Here is an 18,645-nt window from a genome sequence, read left to right as displayed (position 1 = left end):
CCGGTATTCTGGCTGCGAGGCAGCCGGATCGTTACGGGGCTGGAGCAGAGCAGATGGCGGTGAAGACGGACCAGCGCGGCAACAGCCGGGTTGTTTTCGAGCGCGGGATTGCAGCCCAGATGATGGGGATCGACGGCACCTGGCGGCGCGACTGCACCATGGAGGACGTCTCCGAGAGCGGCGCCAAGCTGACCATCGACGGCTCGGTCGAAGGCTTGCATCTGAAGGAATTCTTCCTGCTGTTGTCGTCCACCGGACTAGCTTACCGCCGCTGCGAGCTTGCCTGGGTCAATGGCGACCAGATCGGCGTCAATTTCCTTAAGCTGGGCGACAAGAAGAAAAAGGCGCGTTCCACAGCCATCGGAGCGTAAGTGCAACACCCGTCGTACAACTGTCACGGCGGGTGACTAAGGCGATTGAGACGCGGTGCGGCTGACCGGGGCCCGTGCTAGGATTGCTGCGAACGCTCACAAGGACCGAGAAAGCGAAGGATGTCCGTCAAACCGACCAAAGCCATGGTGCTCGCCGCAGGGTTTGGCCTGCGTATGCGTCCGTTGACGGAGAAGATGCCGAAGCCGCTGGTGCCGGTGGCCGGCCAGCCGCTGCTCGACCATGTGCTCGACAAGCTCGACCAGGCCGGCGTGAGCGAGGCGGTCGTCAACGTGCACTATTTGCCGGACCAGATCATCAACCACGTCGCGCCCCGCCAGCATCCGCGCGTGATCATCTCGGACGAGCGCGACGAGGTGCTCGGCACTGGCGGCGGCGTGGTGAAGGCGCTCCCGCTGCTCGGCGATGCGCCGTTCTTCCATGTCAATTCCGACACGCTATGGATCGACGGCGTCCGCTCCAACCTGGCCCGGCTCGCGGAAAACTTCGATCCCGCCCGGATGGACATCCTGCTCTTGATGGCGCCGACCGCGACCAGCATCGGCTATGGCGGCCGTGGCGATTACGGCATGATGGCCGACGGCGCCCTGCGTAAGCGTCGGGAAAACCAGGTGGTGCCGTTCGTCTATGCGGGCGCCGCGATCATGTCGCCGTCGATCTTCGCCGGTGCGCCAAAGGGCGAGTTCTCGTTGACGAAAATGTTCGACCGCGCCAATGAGCAGGAGCGGCTGTTCGGCTTGCGGCTCGACGGTGTCTGGATGCACGTCGGCACGCCTGATGCCGTGCACGCGGCCGAAGAGGCGTTTCTGGAGAGTGTGGCTTAGGGCTGCTCTCGTGTCCCGGCCTCGGTGCTGTAGGGTGGGCAAAGCGAAGCGTGCCCACCGCCCAAGCTGAAACTCGGAGATGGTGGGCACGGCGCCAGTGCGCCTTTGCCCGCCCTACGATGCTCGCTAAGTGTAGCAAACAGCGGGGAAGACTCCGCCTGCGCGCATGACCATTTGAATCCGCCCCCCTATATTGGCGCCTGATTCCGAATCAGGCAGCCCATGCGCGTCTTCAGCGTTCCAGTCTCAGTTCCGTTCCTGCGCACGGTCGTATCAAGCTTGCTCGACGGCCGGCTGGTCGATGGTTTCGAGGCGCGTAGCGAGCCGGCGCGGCTTGCGGATGCCACGCTCTATTTGCCGACGCGGCGCGCCATGCGCGTCGTGCGCGAGATCTTCCTCGACGAGCTGAAGGCGGACGCGGTGATGCTGCCGCGCATCGTCGCGCTCGGCGACATCGACGAGGACGAGCTCGCCTTCGCGGGCGAGGTCGAACAGCTTTCCGGTGCGACGCAGATCGATATTCCGCCGCGGCTGGGCGAGCTGGAACGGCGGCTGACGCTGGCGCGGCTGGTCGCGGTCTGGGCCAAGGGCCCGGTGCTGGCGCCGCTGGTGGTCGGCGGCCCTGCCTCGACGCTTGCCTTGGCCTCCGACCTCGCACGCCTGATCGACGACATGGTCACGCGCGGCGTCGATTGGAGCGCGCTTGATGGCCTCGTGCCCGACCAGCTCGATCAATACTGGCAGCACTCGCTCGAATTCCTGCGTATCGCCCGCATCGCCTGGCCTAGTCACCTCGCCGAGGTCAACCGGATCGAGCCTGCGGCGCGGCGCGATCAGCTCATCGCCGCCGAAGCGAAGCGGTTGATCGCGCATCCCGGCGGTCCCGTGATCGCGGCCGGTTCGACCGGCTCGATGCCGGCCACCGCGAGATTCCTCCAGGCGGTTGCATCGCTGCCGCGTGGCGCAGTGGTACTGCCGGGGCTCGACACCGATCTCGACGAGGACGCCTGGCGGAGCATCGGCGGCGTGCGCGATGCGCTGGGCAAATTCGTGGAGCATCCGGCGTCGAACCATCCGCAATACGCCATGCACGCGCTGCTAGAGCGCGTTGGCATCAAGCGCAGCGATGTCGATATCCTCGAACCGCCGGCGGAAGGCGGCCGCGATCTGCTGGCCTCCGAATCGATGCGGCCATCCGCCAAGACGGAGATCTGGCACGACCGCCTGAAGCAGCCGGATGTGGCCGCAAAGATCACCGGCGGCATGGCAAATCTCGCAGTCGTTGAAGCCCCCAATCCCGAGATGGAGGCGCTTGCGATCGCGATCGCGATGCGCGAGGCGCGACATCTCGACAAGTCGGCGGCGCTGGTAACGCCGGACCGCGCATTGGCGCGGCGGGTGATGGCTGCGCTCACGCGATGGAATCTCGCTTTCGATGATTCCGGCGGCGACGTGCTGATGGAGACCTCTGCCGGCACTTTCGCGCGCCTCGCGGCGGAGGCCGCGACCAAGGGGCTGGAGCCGCCGACGCTGCTGGCGATGCTGAAACATCCGCTGTGCCGGCTCGGCCGGCCACCTGGCGCGTGGAAGGCGGCGGTCGAAGGCCTGGAGCTTGCGGTCTTGCGCGGCACGCGACCGCCCGCGGGGACCGCAGGCCTGCTCCGCGAATTCAACCGTTTTCGCGAGGAGCTCGCAAAGCTGTGGCGCAGTGAAGTTTCTTCGCTCCATCGCGCAGAGCCGCGCGCGCGTCTCAAGGCGGAGGATCTCGATCGCATCCAGGCGCTGATCGATATCCTGCAAAAGGCTCTGGCGCCGATCGAGAGCATGGCCTTATCGAAACCGTATGACTTCGCTGAGCTCGCGCACCGGCATCGCGAGATCCTGATCGAGCTGTCGCGCGACGAGCACGGCATCCCGCTGGCCTTCGAGCAGCGCGAGGGCCTCGCGCTCGCCGCCGCTTTCGACGATCTCTTGCGCAGCGGCACGAGCAGCGGATTGATGGTTCCGCTGCCGGATCACGCGGACGTCTTCCAGACCGCGTTCGGCGATCGCGCGGTCCGGCGACCGGACAGACCGGGCGCACGGCTTCACATCTACGGTCCGCTCGAATCGCGCTTGATGCAGGCCGACCGCGTCATCGTCGGCGGCCTGATCGAAGGCGTCTGGCCGCCGGCGCCGCGCATCGATCCGTGGTTGAGTCGGCCGATGCGGCACCAACTCGCTCTCGATCTGCCAGAGCGGCGCATCGGCCTCTCCGCCCACGATTTTGCCCAGCTGCTCGGCGCCGACGAGGTGATCCTCACCCATTCCGCCAAGGCCGGCGGCGCACCGGCGGTGGCTTCGCGCTTCCTGCACCGGCTTGAAGCGGTCGCGGGCGATGCGCACTGGAAGGCCGCGAAACAGGCCGGCGAGAAATATATGCAGTTCGCCGGCGCGCTGGACCAGCCCGCCGAAGTCACGCCGATCAAGCAACCGGAGCCGCGGCCGCCGCGCGCGACGCGGCCGCTCAGACTTTCGGTCACCGCGATCGAGGACTGGCTGCGCGATCCCTACACGATCTATGCAAAACACATCCTGCGGCTCGACGCGCTCGATCCGGTCGACATGCCGCTCTCGGCCGCCGACCGCGGCTCGGCGATCCACGATGCGCTGGGCGAATTCACCGAAACCTATGCAACCCAGCTGCCTGACGATCCCGCCCGCGTGCTGCGTGCGATCGGCGAAAAGTATTTTGCGCCGCTGATGGAACGTCCCGAGGCGCGGGCGCTGTGGTGGCCGCGGTTCCAGCGCATCGCGCGCTGGTTCGGCGAATGGGAGACGGCCCGCCGCGACGCGATCGAGACAATCGTCGCGGAGACCCGCGGCGAGATCTCGATCCCGCTCGACCATGAGCGCAGCTTCCGCCTCTCCGCGCGTGCCGACCGCATCGAGCGGCGCCGCGGTGGCGGCTATGCCATCCTCGACTACAAGACCGGCCAGCCGCCAACCGGCAAGCAGGTCCGCATGGGCCTGTCGCCGCAGCTCACCCTCGAAGCTGCAATCCTGCGCGAGGGCGGCTTTCCCGAGATCGACGCCGGCTCCTCCGTGAGCCAGCTCGTCTATGTGCGCCTGAGCGGCAACAATCCGCCGGGCGAGGAACGCGTTCTCGAACTCAAGATCAAACCAGGCGACGCGCCGCAGCCGCCGGACGCCGCGGCTGCAGAAGCCAGGGCCAAGCTGGAGGCGCTGATCCGTGCCTTCGACGACGAGCAACAGGCCTACATCTCGCTGAACCTGCCGATGTGGACCAACCGCTACGGCGCCTATGACGACCTCGCCCGCATCAAGGAATGGTCGGCAGCCGGCGGACTGGGGATCGAAGAATGGTGAAAGCACCACGCCCCATCCCGGATGAGGTGCGCGCGCGGCAGGCACGCGCCTCCGATCCGACCGCATCCGCCTTCGTGTCGGCCAATGCTGGCTCGGGCAAGACCCATGTGCTGGTGCAGCGCGTGATCCGCCTGCTGCTGGCGGGCGTGCCGCCGGAAAAAATCCTCTGCATCACCTTCACCAAGGCCGCGGCCGCCAACATGGCCGAGCGGGTGTTCACCACGCTGGGTCACTGGGTGACGCTGGACGATACTGCGCTCGATGCGGCGATCCGCGCCGTCGGCATCCCCCACCCCAACGCGAAGCTGCGGCGCGAGGCGCGAAAGCTTTTTGCCTGCGCGCTGGAGACGCCGGGCGGGCTGAAGGTGCAAACCATTCACGCGCTGTGCACGCGCCTGCTGCAGCAGTTTCCGTTCGAGGCCAACGTGCCGGCGCGCTTCGCCGTGATCGACGAGCGCGACCAGACCGACATGATGGAGCGCGCCAACCTGAAGGTGCTGCTGGAGGCTGCGCGCGATCCCGAGAGTGTCACCGGCCGCGCGCTCCTGACGGCGATGGCGAATGCCGCCGACGTCACCTTCAAGGAGGTCGTGCGCGAGGCTTGCCTGAGCCGCGACCACTTCATGGCCTGGACCGATGAAGCCGGCAGCGCCGAAGCGGCTGCCGCGGAGATGGCGGCGGTGCTGGGCGTCGATGCGAGCGAGCGCATGGAGGATATCGAGAGCGACATCCTCGATGGCCCGTTCCTGCCCCGATCGCGCTGGGACGAGATCGCCTTTGCGCTGGAGGATGGCAGCAAATCCGACAACGACCAGGCGGGCCGTCTGCGCGAGGCTAAAGTCTTTTCAGGAAGTGCGCAGGTCGATGCTTATCTCGGCGTTTTCCTCACCGACGAAAAGCTGCCGCGCAAGGCGGTGCTGACCAAGAAGTTCTGCGATCAAAATCCGTCCGTCGCCCGCCTGTTCGAAGCCGAGGCGCAGCGGCTCGACGCCCTGATCGAAAAGCGGCGCGCGATAACCGTGCGCGACCGCACCGCAGCCCTGCTGCATATCGCGACGACTGCTGCTGCAAATTACCGGCGTGAGAAGCAGGAGCGCGGCCTGCTCGACTATGACGACCTGATCGACAAGACCCTGGCGATGCTCAACCGCGTCTCTTCGGGCTGGGTGCATTACAAGCTCGACCGCGGCGTCGACCATGTCCTGATCGACGAAGCCCAGGACACGAGCCCGCGGCAATGGGACATCGTCGCGCACATCATCTCGGAATTCACCGCCGGCGAAGGCGCGCGCGAGGGGCTGAATCGCACGGTCTTCGCGGTCGGCGACGAGAAGCAGTCGATCTTCTCGTTCCAGGGGGCAGCACCGCACGAATTCGACGCACGCCGGCGCGAGCTGGACCGCAAGTTCACCGCCGCCGGGCTAAAATTCGACCCGGTCGCCTTCACCTACTCGTTCCGCTCGGGCGCGACGATCCTGCACTCGGTCGACCACGTGTTCCGCGAGCCCGAGATCTACAAGAGCATCCATTCGGCGGCGATCGGCCATCCCCTGCACAATGCGCTAGGCGATGCCGGTCCAAGCGCGATCGAGCTGTGGGATCTCGCCGAAGCCGACGACCGGCAGGACATCGAGGGCTGGCGCGCGCCGTTCGACGGCGTTGCCGTCACCAGTCCCGAGGTGAAGCTCGCCCGCCGCATCCAGACTGAGATCAAGCGGCTGGTAGAGAGTGGCACGCTGACGGGACACGAGGGCGAGCGGCGACCGCTGCGCTACGGCGACATGCTGATCCTGGTGCGCCGTCGCGGCAACGCGTTCGACGCCGTGATCCAGGCGCTGAAGCACGCTGGCATCCCGGTCGCGGGCGCCGACCGGCTGAAGCTGACCGAGCACATCGCGATCATCGATCTGATGAACCTCGCCGACGCGCTGCTGCTGCCGCAGGACGATCTCGCGCTCGCGGTCGCACTGAAAAGCCCGTTGTTCGGGCTCGATGATGACGATCTGTTCAGGCTTGCCTGGAACCGCAAGGGATCGCTGCGCCGCGCGCTCGGCGAGCACGCGTCCGAAAGCGAGAAATTCGCCGCGGCGCTGCGGCGGCTGGAAGCCTGCGAGCTCCGCGCACCCGAGGAGACGCCGTTCGCCTTCTACGCCTGGCTGCTCGGCGGCGACGGCGGACGCGCGCGCATCCTGCGCCGGCTCGGCTTTGAGGCCAACGACGCGCTCGACGAATTTCTGGAGCTGGCGCTGAACTACGAGCGCAAGGCACCGGCCTCGCTGCAGGGTTTCATGGCGTGGCTGCGCTCGGCCGACACCGAGGTGAAGCGCGACATGGAGATCTCGCGCGACGAGGTGCGGGTGATGACCGTGCACGGCGCCAAGGGCCTGGAGGCCTCCGTCGTGTTCATGGTCGACACCACGTCCTCGCCCGCGGACACGCAACGCTTGCGGCTGATCCATGTGCCGCGCGGCAATGGCGGCGAGATCGTGGTCTGGGCCGGCCGGAAGGCGGACGATCCAATGCCCGTCGTCGAGGCGCGCAAGGCGATGCTCGAAGAGACCGAGGACGAATACCGCCGCCTGCTCTACGTCGCGATGACGCGCGCGGCCGATCGCCTGGTCGTCGGCGGCTGCATGCCCGGCAACATGAAGACGGTCCGCAAGCTCAGCTGGTACGACCTGATCGACAAGGGCCTCGCCGGATCGGGCCTGGAAAAGCAGGTGGTCGAGATGCCGCTCGGCAAGGTGACCCGCTTTGCCCGGCCGGAGGACGTCGCGGCGAGCGGCACCCCCGCGACCGCGGTGGACCAGACGATCGCATTGCCGGCCTGGCTGCGGACGGCGGCGCCGCGCGAGACCATCGATGACGATTCGGTGCGTCCCTCCGGTCAGGCCGCTGAGGACGGCCGCGCAGTCAGGACCGACGAATCGGTCCAGACCCGCGCGCTTGCGCTGCAGCGCGGCACGCTGGTGCACCGGCTGCTGCAGTCACTGCCCGATGTCGCCGCCGAGCGCCGGCGCGACGCAGCGCTCGGCTTCATGGCGCGCAACGCCTCCGACTGGACGGAGGCTGACCGCGCCGCGCTCGCGGACAAGGTGCTCGCGCTCATCGCCGAGCCGCGATTCGCGCCCGTGTTTGCCACCGGCAGCCGGGCAGAGGTCGCCATCGTCGGCCGGCTGGAGCGGCCGGGCCGGCCACCGGCGCTGGTGTCGGGGCAGATCGACCGGCTGGTGGTCACGTCGGACGAGGTCCTGATCGTCGATTTCAAGACCAACCAGAGCCCGCCCAGGAGCGCCGCCGAGGCGCCGGCGGCCTATGTGCGGCAGCTTGCGCTGTACCGGGCGGTGCTAGCCCGGCTTTATCCCCAAAAGCCGATCCGCGCCGTGCTGCTCTGGACCGAGGCCCTTGAATATATGGAGATTTCCGCGCCCGCGCTGGACGCGGCACTGGCATCCCTTCATCTCAGTGTGAGCGTCCTTGACCCGGCAAGGAGCCATTCATAGGTTGACGCCATGATCTCTGGCGCGATTCCCGTCGCGCCCTTCTCTCAGGTACGAGGTATGTCCATGGCCGTTGGTAAGGTTTCCGATTCCGATTTCGAAGCCGAGGTGCTCAAGGCGAACGGCCCGGTGGTCGTGGATTTCTGGGCCGAATGGTGCGGCCCCTGCCGCATGATCGCACCCGCGCTCGACGAGATCGCCGGCGCGATGGGCGACAAGGTCAAGATCGTCAAGCTCAACGTCGACGAGAGCCCGAAGACCGCGTCGAAATATGGCGTGATGTCGATTCCGACCCTGATGATCTTCAAGGGCGGCGAGATGGCTTCCCGCCAGGTCGGCGCAGCGCCGAAGGCGAAGCTCCAGCAGTGGATTACCTCCGCGGTCTGATGCACCCGCGACAACGGTTATTTTTCGACAACGGCCGGCGGAATGCCGGCCGTTTGCGTTGAGGGGGCATGTCCTGCGTATCATGAGCCGCTTTTGACGAGTCTTGCCCTTGCCCGCTCCTCCCCGAAAGCGCACGCGCAAATCGACCTCCCTCGTTGCGATGGAAGCGCGGTCGGTCGACGCGATCCCGCGCGGCAAGGAATGGCAGTACGAACTGAAATGGGATGGCTTTCGCTGCCTGCTATCGCGCGATGGCGACCACGTCGATCTGCGCTCGAAGTCCGACGAGGATCTGGCGCGCTATTTTCCTGAAGTCGTTGCCGCCGCCCTGAAGCTGAAAGAAAATCGCTTCACGCTCGACGGCGAGATCGTCGTGCCGCAGGGCAAAGGCTTTTCGTTCGACGCGCTGTTGCAGCGGATCCATCCGGCCGCAAGCCGCGTGAAGAAGCTCTCGCAGGAAACGCCGGCGCTTTATCTCGTCTTCGATCTGCTCGCAACCGCCACGGAGAAACAGCTCGCCGAGAAGCCACTCGACGAGCGAAGGCCGGCGCTGGAGGCCTTTGCGAAAGCCAATCTGAAGGGCGGCATCTTCCGTGTCTCCCCGGCCACGGCGAGCTACGCCACGGCGAAAAAATGGCTGGCGCAATCCGGCGGCGGTTCGGACGGCGTGATCGCCAAGCGCGTCGACCTGCCCTATCAGTCCGGAACGCGCGACGGCATGCAGAAGATCAAGAAATTCCGCAGCGCCGATTGCGTGGTTGGCGGCTTTCGCTATGCGACCAACAAAATCGCCGGCCGCAACGTCGTCGGCTCGCTGCTGCTCGGCCTCTACGACGACAAGGGCTTGCTGCACCATGTCGGCTTTACCTCGGCGATCAAGGCGGACGAGAAGCCGGCGCTGACCGACCGGCTGGAAGCCCTGATCGGCGAACCCGGCTTCACCGGCAACGCGCCCGGCGGTCCGAGCCGGTGGTCGACCGAGCGGTCGGCGAAATGGTGTCCGCTCAAACCGAAGCTCGTCATCGAAGTCTGCTACGACCATTTCAGCGGCGAGCGATTTCGCCACGGCACCTCGATCCTGCGCTGGCGCCCTGACAAGGCGCCGCGGCAATGCACCTTCGAGCAGTTGAAGCAGAAGGCGGTGGATCCGATGAAGCTGCTGCCGCAGCCGTAGGTCGAATCGACCCGCCGAACCGTGCTTGGGACGAGCCATGCTGTCATGCCGACCTCGTTTCAGCAATCTTGGCGAGGGCTGCAAGAACCTCCGGAAAATCGGACGCGACCGCGGGACCGACCTCGGCAGCGCCGGGCCCGTTCGCTTGGGCCGCATAAACGATGCGGGTGCGCCCCGCGCCAAGGGATTCGATGCGATGCTCGACCGTAATCGTAAGTGGTCCGACGCGGGTCTCATCCACAAAGCATTCGTTCTCGCGAACTTCGATCAGCCTTGATCGAAGCGCATCCTGCCCGGGAGGCTTCATTGTGAACCACGTTCCGGTCGCGAACGGCCCATCGATCCCGATGTGTTCGATGCCTGCGTTCCAGGTCTTCCATCCAGGCACATCGTGGAAGATGCTCCAGACGACGTTCGGGGTCGCCGAAGTTTCGATCCCGTATTCTGCGCGCCAGGTCTCTTCGTGGTTCATTGCGAAGTCTCCCATGACTAACGCGCATTCTACATGCGCGCTTGTCACATGTGTCAATCGGTAGAGTGCGGACGCCTTGTCGCAAAGGCAGCCGGCTTATCCGATCCAGCCCGTTGCCAAGGCGGACGCGAGCGTAGGCTGGCCGTTTTTGCGCGCCAGCTCCACCATCAAATCGTGATCGTAGGGTACCTGGCGGAACATCACGCACCAGCCTTCGTGGACAAGCTCCAGGATCGCATAGCGCGCGTGCGGCGTGCCGGCTTCGACGACATGGGGAAACGGATGCACGTCGCGATAGCCGGGGCTGCCCACGCTGCCGGGATTGACGATCAGCCGACCGTCACGCAGCCGCACGCTACGGGCGAGATGGGTGTGGGCGCAGAGGATCAGGGACTGCGTGACGCCTTGCGCGAATTGTTCGATGCGATCCAGGGGCGACATCGCGACCGTGCCGTCAGGATGCACGGTGTCGAGCCAATAGATCTCGTCATTGTCCGGCGTCGCGTGGCAAAGGAAGACCCGGTCGCGAAATACGCGTGTCATGGGCTGGGCGCGCAGCCAATCGAGATGCGCAGCATCGAGCTGCGCATGCGCAGGGCGGTCCCACGAACCCATCTTCTCCGGGGGGCGGTCGAGCAGATAGCGATCGTGATTGCCGAGCACGTGCACGGCGTCGAGTGTCATCAGGACGTCGATGGTCCGCCGCGCATCGAGCGGCCCGCTCAGCATGTCGCCGAGATTGACGATGTCGGCAATGCCCTGTGCCCGGATGTCGGCAAGCACGGCTTCCAGCGCGAGGTAGTTTCCATGGATGTCGGCAATCGCGGCAAAGCGCATTGGCATTCTCACTCGTGCCCCGGAGACGATATCGTAGCCCGGATGGAGCGAAGCATAATCCGGGGCCTCCATTGCTTCCGGCACAACCACGGATTTCGCTTCGCTCCATCCGGGCTACGCAATCCCTATGCAGGAGGCGTGCCGTTGATGGCGAGCACGTGGCCGGCGAGATAGAGCGAGCCGGTGATCAGGATCCGCGGCGGCACCTCATAGGCGAGTTTCGCCAATGTACGTAGCGCGGCCTCGATGCCGGGGGCGATCTCGACGCGCATGCCGAGGCTGCGCGCGGCATCCGTGACGCGATCCACCGGCATCGCGTTCTCGGTGCCCGGAATCGGCACCGCGATGATGTGGCGGGTAAGGCCGGCGAAATTGGCGAGAAACGCTTTCGCGTCCTTGTTGGCCATCATGCCTGATATCACGACCAGCGGCCGCGACACCCGCTCCTCGAGGTCGCCGAGCGCTGCCGCTGCGACGCGTCCACCCTCGGCATTGTGCCCGCCGTCGAGCCAGATCTCCGATCCCTGCGGGCCCCAAGCGAGTAGCTCGCCCGACGTGATGCGCTGCATCCGCGCCGGCCATTCGGCACCGACGATGCCGGCCTCGAACGCCGCTTGATTGACCTTGAAAACGTTGGTGGCGCGCAACGTCGCGATCGCAAGCCCGGCATTGTCGAACTGGTGGCGGCCGAACAGCCGCGGCGCGGCAAGATCCAGCAGGCCGCGATCGTCGGAATAGACCAGCCGTCCGTGCTCGACATTGACATGCCAGGCTTCGCCTGCGGCGAACAGCGGCGCGCGCATGCGCCTGGCCTGCGCCTCGATCACGGTCATCGCTTCGCCCGCCTGCTCGGCGGTAATCACCGGCACACCGCGCTTGATGATCGCGGCCTTCTCGCCGGCAATCGAGGCGAGGGTATCGCCGAGAAAATCCATGTGATCCATGCTGACCGGCGTGATCACGCAGGCGGCCGGCGTCTCGATCACGTTGGTCGAGTCGAGCCGCCCGCCGAGACCGACCTCGAGCAGCACCGCATCGGCAGAGTTCTGCGCGAACAGAAGGAAGGCGGCCGCGGTCTTGAGCTCGAACACGGTGGCCGCCTCGCCGGCGTTAACGCGCTCGACTTCTAGCAGGGCCGCACGCAATTCATCGTCGCCGACCAGCACGCCGCCTCCGGCACGGCCGAGCCGGAAGCATTCGTTGATCCGCACCAGATAGGGCGAGGTATAGGCGTGGACGCGCAGGCCCGCGGCTTCCAGCATTGCGCGCAAATAGGCGAGCGTCGAACCCTTGCCGTTGGTGCCGGCGATATGAACCACCGGCGGCAGCTTGCGCTCGGGATGGCCAAGCCGCTCGAGCAGGCGGTGCATCCGCTCCAGCCCGAGATCGATGCGCTTTTGGTGCAGGGCCGACAACCGCCCGATCAAGTCACCGAGCGACGGTTTTGCGCTGTCCGCGGAGCCGTTCACGCGTGCGGCGCGGCCGGCGCCACGTCGGCGGCCGACACGATCTGGGTCGGGCTGGCGACCGGCTGCGCCGATTTCGAAACGGTCTCGAGCGCCGGCGATCTGGTCAGGAGACGGCAGAGCCGCGCCAGCGTCGGACGCAAATCATGGCGGTGCACGACCATGTCGACCATGCCGTGCTCTTTCAGGTATTCGGCGCGCTGGAAGCCCTCGGGGAGCTTTTCCCGAATGGTCTGCTCGATCACGCGCGCCCCGGCAAAGCCGATCAGCGCACCCGGCTCGGCGATCTGCACGTCGCCGAGCATCGCATAGGACGCGGTGACACCGCCGGTGGTCGGATTGGTCAGCACGACGATGTAGGGCAGCTTCGCCTCACGCAGCATCTGGATCGCAACAGTGGTGCGCGGCATCTGCATCAGCGACAAGATGCCTTCCTGCATGCGCGCGCCCCCCGACGCCGCGAACACGATGAACGGCGACTTCTTCTCGACCGCGAGCTCGAGCCCGCGCACGATGGCCTCGCCCGCGGCCATGCCGAGTGAGCCGCCCATGAAATCGAAATCCTGCACCGCGACGACGACGGCGGCGCCCTCGAGCCTGCCATAGCCGACCTTGATCGCATCGTTCAAATTGGTCCGGGCGCGCGCATCCTTGATGCGGTCGGCATATTTCTTCTCGTCACGGAACTTGAGCGGATCGGGGGTGACGTCGGGCAATGCGACGTCGAACCACGTCTCGTTGTCGAAGATCGACTTCAGCCGCGCCACTGCGCCCATGCGCATGTGGTAGTTCGAGCCGGGAATGACGAACTGGTTGGCCTCGACGTCCTTGTAGAACACGAGCTGTCCGGAATCCGGGCACTTGATCCACAAATTCTCCGGCGTCTCCCGCCGGAGGATGTTGCGGATTTTCGGCCGAACCACATTGGTGAGCCAGTTCATGGTTTGCTCCGATGTGCGATGCCGCTTCGGGATCGCCTGAAGGGATATATGGCCGCCGGACCTTGCCCCGGCAAGCCGCCGTGTCGCCCTGAGAGCGGAATTATGGCCTATTCAGCCGCCGCTCGCGCGCCCCTGACGCCCTCCGCCAGGGACGCCGTCAGTTCAGCGACGGCGTTAACGGTTTTGCCGGTCGCCCGCCCTTCCGCATCGAGGCTGCTCCTGAGCGCATCGACCAGCGCAGTGCCGACCACGGCGCCGTTGGCATGCGAGGCGATGGAGCGGGCGGTCTCCGGCGTGCGGATGCCGAAGCCGACGCAGACCGGCAGTTTGGTGTGCCGCTTGATCCGGGCAACCGCCTCACTGACGGCGGTGGAGTTTGCAGCCGCCGCGCCGGTGATGCCGGTGATCGAGACGTAGTAGACGAAGCCCGAGGTGTTCGCGAGCACCGCGGGCAGGCGCTTGTCGTCGGTCGTCGGCGTCGCCAGGCGAATGAAGTTGAGGCCGGCCTTCATCGCGGGCAGGCAGAGCTCGTCATCTTCTTCGGGCGGCAGGTCGACGATGATGAGGCCGTCGACGCCGGCGGTCTTTGCGTCGGCGAGAAACTTGTCGACGCCGTAGATGTAGATCGGATTGTAGTAGCCCATCAGCACGATCGGCGTAGCGTTGTCGTCCTTGCGGAAGCCGTGCACGAGCTCCAGCGTCTTCTTCAGCGTCATGCCCGCCTTGAGCGCGCGCAGGCCCGCAGCCTGGATCGACGGACCGTCGGCCATCGGATCGGTGAAGGGCATGCCGATCTCGATCACATCGGAGCCCGCCTTCGGTAGCGCCTTGATGATCTCCAGCGACGTCGCCGGATCGGGATCGCCGGCCATCAGGAAAGCGACAAAGGCCGAGCGGCCCTGCTTCTTCAGCTCGGCAAAACGGGTGTCGATACGCGTGGTCACTTGGCTTTGCCCCTTAGAATGTCGCCGACCTGCGGCACGTCCTTGTCGCCGCGGCCGGAGAGATTGACGACCATCAGATGATCCTTGGGCCGCTTCGGCGCGAGCTCCATCACCTTGGCGATGGCATGCGCCGGCTCGAGCGCGGGGATGATGCCTTCGAGCCGCGACAGCAGCTGGAATGCGGCCAGCGCCTCATCATCGGTCGCCGAGAGATATGTCACGCGCCCGGTCTCGTGCAGCCAGGAATGCTCCGGGCCGATGCCGGGATAGTCGAGACCGGCCGAGATCGAATGCGCGTCCTGGATCTGGCCGTCCGCGTCCATCAAGAGATAGGTGCGATTGCCGTGCAGCACGCCAGGGCGGCCGCCCGCAATCGACGCCGCATGCAATTGCGTGAGCCCGTGGCCCGCGGCCTCGACACCGAAGATTTCGACCGAGGGATCGTCGAGGAACGGGTGGAACAGGCCCATCGCGTTGGAGCCGCCGCCGATGCAGGCGACCAGCGAATCCGGCAGGCGGCCTTCGACCTCCTGCATCTGCACCTTGGTTTCGTTGCCGATGATCGACTGGAAGTCGCGCACCAGCGTCGGATAGGGATGCGGACCCGCCACCGTGCCGATGCAGTAGAAGGTGTTGTGCACGTTGGTGACCCAGTCGCGCAGCGCCTCGTTCATGGCGTCCTTGAGCGTGCGTGTGCCGGACTGCACCGGGACCACCTTGGCGCCCAGCATCTCCATACGGATGACGTTGGGCTGCTGCCGCTCGACGTCGACGGCGCCCATATAGACCACGCATTCGAGACCGAAGCGCGCGCACAGCGTCGCGGTGGCGACGCCGTGCTGGCCGGCGCCGGTCTCGGCGATGATGCGCTTCTTGCCCATGCGCCGCGCCAGCATGATCTGGCCGAGCACGTTGTTCACCTTGTGCGAGCCGGTGTGGTTGAGCTCCTCGCGCTTCAGATAGATCTTTGCGCCGCCGAGATGCTCGGTCAGGCGTTCGGCGAAATACAGCGGCGAGGGCCGGCCGACATAGTGCTTCAGATAGCCGTTCATCTCGGTTTGGAAGGCCGGGTCGGCCTTGGCGTCGGTGTAGGCCTTTTCCAGATCGAGGATCAGCGGCATCAGGGTTTCGGCGACGAAGCGGCCACCGAAGATACCGAAATGGCCGCGTTCGTCGGGGCCGCTGCGATAGGAGTTTGGTTTGGCGATATTCATCGGACGCTCAACTCTTGCGTGGCGCGCGCGGCGCGAATGAAGGTTTTGATCAGATCCGGATCTTTCACGCCCGGGGCGCTCTCGACACCGGAGGACACGTCGACGCCGCCGGCGCGGGTGACGCGAAGTGCTTCGGCGAGGTTCTGCGCATGCAGGCCGCCGGAGACCATGTAGGGCAGGCTCAGCTGAAGGTTTTCGAGCAGGTGCCAGTCGAAGGGCGTACCGAGGCCGCCGGGCCGGGTCGCGTCTTTCGGCGCGCGCGCATCGAACAGGATGCGGTCGGCAATTGCGGCATAGCCAGGCAGCACGGCGAGATCGGCTGATGTTGCGACCGGCACGACCTTCATCACCGGGCGGCCGAACCTCTGCTTGATGTCGCGCAGCCGCGCCACGCTTTCCTTGCCGTGAAGCTGGAGGATATCGGGCGACAGCGCGTCCATGACGTTGCCCAGCGTCGCATCGTCGGCGTCGACGGTGAGCGCCACCTTGAGCGCGCGCCCCTTGACCTGGTGACCGAGCTCGCGCCCCAGCTCCAGCGACAGATGCCGTGGCGACGGCGGAAAGAACACGAACCCCACCATGTCGGCGCCCGCGTCGAGCGCCGCTTCAAGCGTCTCGCGCGTGGACAGGCCGCAGATTTTGACGAGCAGGGACATGGTCTCAAAGCAAATGGCGGCCGCGGGCCCGCGGCTGGAGAACCGGGTTTTCGATTGCGGCCGCTTCTACAACGTCGCGCGCTGCTTGTCTCGCCCGATGGGCCCGTAAAGGCCCAGCCCGGAGGGGGCTGGAAGGCGCTGCGAATCCGGCCGCGCCGGGGCCGTCGAGGCCCGCAAATCGGTGAGCTCGGCCCTGGCGGTGCGCACATCTGCCTCATGCCGTCGTGCCGCCCGCCGCCAGTGCCGCTGGCCGAACCAGACGGCAGAGCCGCCGGCCAGGACACCCAGCGCGGCCACCAGGATCAGGAGCAGGAACAGCGGCAGCGTGATCGACAACGACGGATCGTTCGAAATGAAAGGATCGAACGAGACGGTGACGAAATGCCGGTTGGCGACGGCGAAAACCACCAGGAGCAGGCCCAGCGGAATCACGATCACCGCGGTCAGGAACTTTCGCATTCTGGCTTCGCTCGCCTTGAATCAAGCGTCCGGCCGCATTGCAGCGGCCCTGGGAAATCCTGACGCCGGCCTCAGTCGGGCGCGCCCGGATCCGGATGGTCGCGATTCAGCCGCTCGCGCATTTCCTTGCCGGTCTTGAAGAACGGAACGCTCTTCTGGTCGACGGGGACATGGGCGCCGGTGCGCGGATTGCGCCCGGCGCGCGCGGGGCGATGCTTGACCGAAAAGGCACCGAAGCCGCGCAGCTCGACGCGGTCACCGCGTGCGAGGGCCGCTACGATCTCTTCGAGAATCGCATTCACAATGTTCTCGACATCCCGCTGGTACAGATGCGGGTTGTGCTCGGCGATACGCTGAACAAGTTCGGATTTGATCATCGAGAGATAGGACCCGGGAGCGTGCGGATGACCATTTCCGTGAAAATGCCTTGATCTGTCAAGACGCTAAATCAAGGTTGAGCGTCGTGAAAATGCGTGACAAATGCCGAAAAAGCGGGCTGCCCCGACACCCGCAGTGCGGGAAAGGGCTCGGTCGCTCGCGCGGTTCCGGTCAATTCGACGCCGCGGGCTGCCACAAGGCCAGCATTCCATCCATTCCGAAGCGATCAACCGCCTGCACGACGCCGGTTTGCCCGATCTGGTGCGCAATCGAGCCTAAACCCAGCGCTTCCAGCGTAACGGCAGCGGCCGCCTTGAGGAACGTCAGATCGCTGAAGCGCGGCTGAAGCTTGTAGTCGCGCACGTTAAGCCCCTTCTTGACGCCCTTCTGCTCGACCAGCCAGGTCACCGCCGTCTTCTCGTCGCCGATCTGGTCGATAAGCTTGAGATCGAGCGCCTGGCGCCCGGTGAAGACGCGGCCATCGGCAACTTTTTCGAGCTGCGTGTCATCCATGCCACGCCGCTCCTTCACCAATCCTTTGAACCAGGCGAAGGAATCCTTGACCAGCGCGTCGAGCGCGGCGCGCGCCTCGGGGCTGGTCGGCTCAAAACCGTTGGGCGCGGCCTTCAGCGGCGACGACTTCACCTCCTCGACCTTGACGCCGATGGTCTTCAGCAGCTCGCTGACGTTCGGATACTGGAACAGCACGCCAATCGAGCCGACCAGCGAGCTCTGCTGGGCGACGATGTGATCGCTGGCAATCGCGGTAATGTAGCCGCCGGAGGCGGCGAGACCTTCGACCACGACGACCAGCGGCTTCTTCGCCTTGAGCCGTACCAGCGAGTCGTAGAGTTGCTCGGAGCCGGCGGTGGTACCGCCGGGCGAGTTGATGTGGATGATGACGGCCGCGGCCTGCGAGTTTTCGAGCCGCTCCAGCGCCTGGGTGCGGTCGGAATCGCTGCGGATCAGGCCATCGATCTGTACACGCGCGATCGAGCCTGCGGACGCGAAGGTGCCGCGCGCACCAGGCGTCGCGATCAGCGCAAAGCCTGCAATCGCCGCGATCACGATCAGCGCGGCGAAGACTCGCCAGAAGGTCAGCTTGCGGCGGATCCTGCGACGATCAACGATGATGTCCGAATCGAGCGACATCGGAATAATCTCCAAATGAAAGGCCAGGCGCGTTGTGCCGTCACAGCGTGACCATTGGCTTATCTGGATACATCAATTGCGGCGCAATTTGAAGAAAACAAGACTAGTCCTGACGGGGCCGAGATCTTGCCACACGCTCCCTCGTCGTCCCGGACAAGCGCAGCGAAGCGGAGCGCCGATCCGGGATCCATACCCACAGGATTGAGTTTGGCGAAGACTCGGAGTTGCCAACCCGCGCCAAACCACTCCCTGTGGTTATGGATCCCGGATCTACGCGCGCTTAGGGCGCGCTTGTCCGGGACGACAGCGGAGTTCGCGAAGGCCGCAAACAAAAATCGGGATAGGGGGAGTCTCGCGACTCTCCCCTCCCACACCACCGTACATACGGGTCCGTATACGGCGGTTCACCGGATTGAGCGCGAACGGCTTGTTTTGCGTCCGCGCCAGAGGTTCAGATGGTGGACTCCGTCACGTCGGCTTCG

The 18,645-nt window shown here is 65.7% G+C and carries 16 protein-coding genes; 6 read left to right on the top strand and 10 right to left on the bottom strand.

Going from position 1 to position 18,645, the window contains the following annotated elements; translation table 11 throughout:
- The first annotated feature begins 53 nt into the window (after positions 1 to 53).
- The 6 genes from IVA82_RS45520 (at position 54) to IVA82_RS45495 (ending at position 9,644) form a co-directional block, all read left to right on the top strand.
- A complete protein-coding gene (locus IVA82_RS45520; RefSeq protein WP_148741006.1) occupies positions 54 to 371 on the top strand; it encodes a PilZ domain-containing protein in 318 nt (105 codons plus the stop codon).
- 120 nt (positions 372 to 491) lie between these two features.
- On the top strand, positions 492 to 1,214 hold the full coding sequence (locus IVA82_RS45515; RefSeq protein WP_247384095.1) for a nucleotidyltransferase family protein: 723 nt from the start codon (positions 492 to 494) through the stop codon (positions 1,212 to 1,214).
- Positions 1,215 to 1,436: 222 nt separating this feature from the next.
- Positions 1,437 to 4,583 carry a double-strand break repair protein AddB gene (gene addB / locus IVA82_RS45510; protein WP_247384094.1) on the top strand — a complete coding sequence of 1,049 codons (3,147 nt, stop codon included), beginning with the start codon at positions 1,437 to 1,439 and terminating at the stop codon, positions 4,581 to 4,583.
- On the top strand, positions 4,577 to 8,086 hold the full coding sequence (gene addA / locus IVA82_RS45505) for a double-strand break repair helicase AddA (RefSeq protein ID WP_247384092.1): 3,510 nt from the start codon (positions 4,577 to 4,579) through the stop codon (positions 8,084 to 8,086). Before addB ends, addA begins: the two co-directional genes overlap by 7 nt.
- 63 nt (positions 8,087 to 8,149) lie before the next feature.
- Positions 8,150 to 8,470: a thioredoxin gene (trxA, locus tag IVA82_RS45500; protein ID WP_092289405.1), complete on the top strand. Its 321-nt coding sequence runs from the start codon at positions 8,150 to 8,152 to the stop codon at positions 8,468 to 8,470.
- Between the two features lie 160 nt (positions 8,471 to 8,630).
- Positions 8,631 to 9,644: an ATP-dependent DNA ligase gene (locus IVA82_RS45495; RefSeq protein WP_247384168.1), complete on the top strand. Its 1,014-nt coding sequence runs from the start codon at positions 8,631 to 8,633 to the stop codon at positions 9,642 to 9,644.
- Between the two features lie 43 nt (positions 9,645 to 9,687).
- Here IVA82_RS45495 and IVA82_RS45490 read toward each other — a convergent pair whose 3' ends face one another.
- The 10 genes from IVA82_RS45490 to sppA all read right to left on the bottom strand — a co-directional run bounded on the left by IVA82_RS45490 (position 9,688) and on the right by sppA (position 18,163).
- A complete protein-coding gene (locus IVA82_RS45490; RefSeq protein ID WP_247384090.1) occupies positions 9,688 to 10,116 on the bottom strand; it encodes an SRPBCC family protein in 429 nt (142 codons plus the stop codon).
- 96 nt (positions 10,117 to 10,212) lie between these two features.
- Positions 10,213 to 10,953, bottom strand: a complete 741-nt coding sequence (locus IVA82_RS45485; protein ID WP_247384166.1) for a metallophosphoesterase family protein — start codon at positions 10,951 to 10,953, stop codon at positions 10,213 to 10,215.
- A 125-nt stretch (positions 10,954 to 11,078) separates the two neighbouring features.
- Positions 11,079 to 12,422: a folylpolyglutamate synthase/dihydrofolate synthase family protein gene (locus tag IVA82_RS45480; protein WP_247384089.1), complete on the bottom strand. Its 1,344-nt coding sequence runs from the start codon at positions 12,420 to 12,422 to the stop codon at positions 11,079 to 11,081.
- The gene (gene accD / locus IVA82_RS45475) at positions 12,419 to 13,360 is read right to left on the bottom strand and encodes an acetyl-CoA carboxylase, carboxyltransferase subunit beta (protein ID WP_247384088.1); all 942 of its coding nucleotides are present in this window, start codon (positions 13,358 to 13,360) and stop codon (positions 12,419 to 12,421) included. The genes IVA82_RS45480 and accD overlap by 4 nt, the downstream gene beginning before the upstream one ends.
- A gap of 107 nt (positions 13,361 to 13,467) precedes the next feature.
- The gene (gene trpA, locus IVA82_RS45470; protein WP_247384087.1) at positions 13,468 to 14,304 is read right to left on the bottom strand and encodes a tryptophan synthase subunit alpha; all 837 of its coding nucleotides are present in this window, start codon (positions 14,302 to 14,304) and stop codon (positions 13,468 to 13,470) included.
- Positions 14,301 to 15,518 carry a tryptophan synthase subunit beta gene (gene trpB, locus IVA82_RS45465; RefSeq protein ID WP_247384086.1) on the bottom strand — a complete coding sequence of 406 codons (1,218 nt, stop codon included), beginning with the start codon at positions 15,516 to 15,518 and terminating at the stop codon, positions 14,301 to 14,303. The genes trpA and trpB overlap by 4 nt, the downstream gene beginning before the upstream one ends.
- Positions 15,515 to 16,174: a phosphoribosylanthranilate isomerase gene (locus IVA82_RS45460; protein WP_247384085.1), complete on the bottom strand. Its 660-nt coding sequence runs from the start codon at positions 16,172 to 16,174 to the stop codon at positions 15,515 to 15,517. The genes trpB and IVA82_RS45460 overlap by 4 nt, the downstream gene beginning before the upstream one ends.
- Before the next feature lie 66 nt (positions 16,175 to 16,240).
- Positions 16,241 to 16,633, bottom strand: coding sequence for a lipopolysaccharide assembly protein LapA domain-containing protein (locus IVA82_RS45455; protein WP_247384084.1), 393 nt, complete (start codon positions 16,631 to 16,633; stop codon positions 16,241 to 16,243).
- Between the two features lie 71 nt (positions 16,634 to 16,704).
- On the bottom strand, positions 16,705 to 17,010 hold the full coding sequence (locus tag IVA82_RS45450; protein WP_007598410.1) for an integration host factor subunit beta: 306 nt from the start codon (positions 17,008 to 17,010) through the stop codon (positions 16,705 to 16,707).
- Between the two features lie 172 nt (positions 17,011 to 17,182).
- The gene (gene sppA, locus IVA82_RS45445; RefSeq protein WP_247384083.1) at positions 17,183 to 18,163 is read right to left on the bottom strand and encodes a signal peptide peptidase SppA; all 981 of its coding nucleotides are present in this window, start codon (positions 18,161 to 18,163) and stop codon (positions 17,183 to 17,185) included.
- Between the last annotated feature and the right edge of the window lie 482 nt (positions 18,164 to 18,645).

This window comes from Bradyrhizobium sp. 142 (assembly GCF_023074015.1).
Taxonomy (GTDB): Bacteria; Pseudomonadota; Alphaproteobacteria; order Rhizobiales; family Xanthobacteraceae; genus Bradyrhizobium.
Note: the sequence above shows the minus strand (reverse complement) of the source record. Positions and strands in the feature narration are given on the sequence as shown.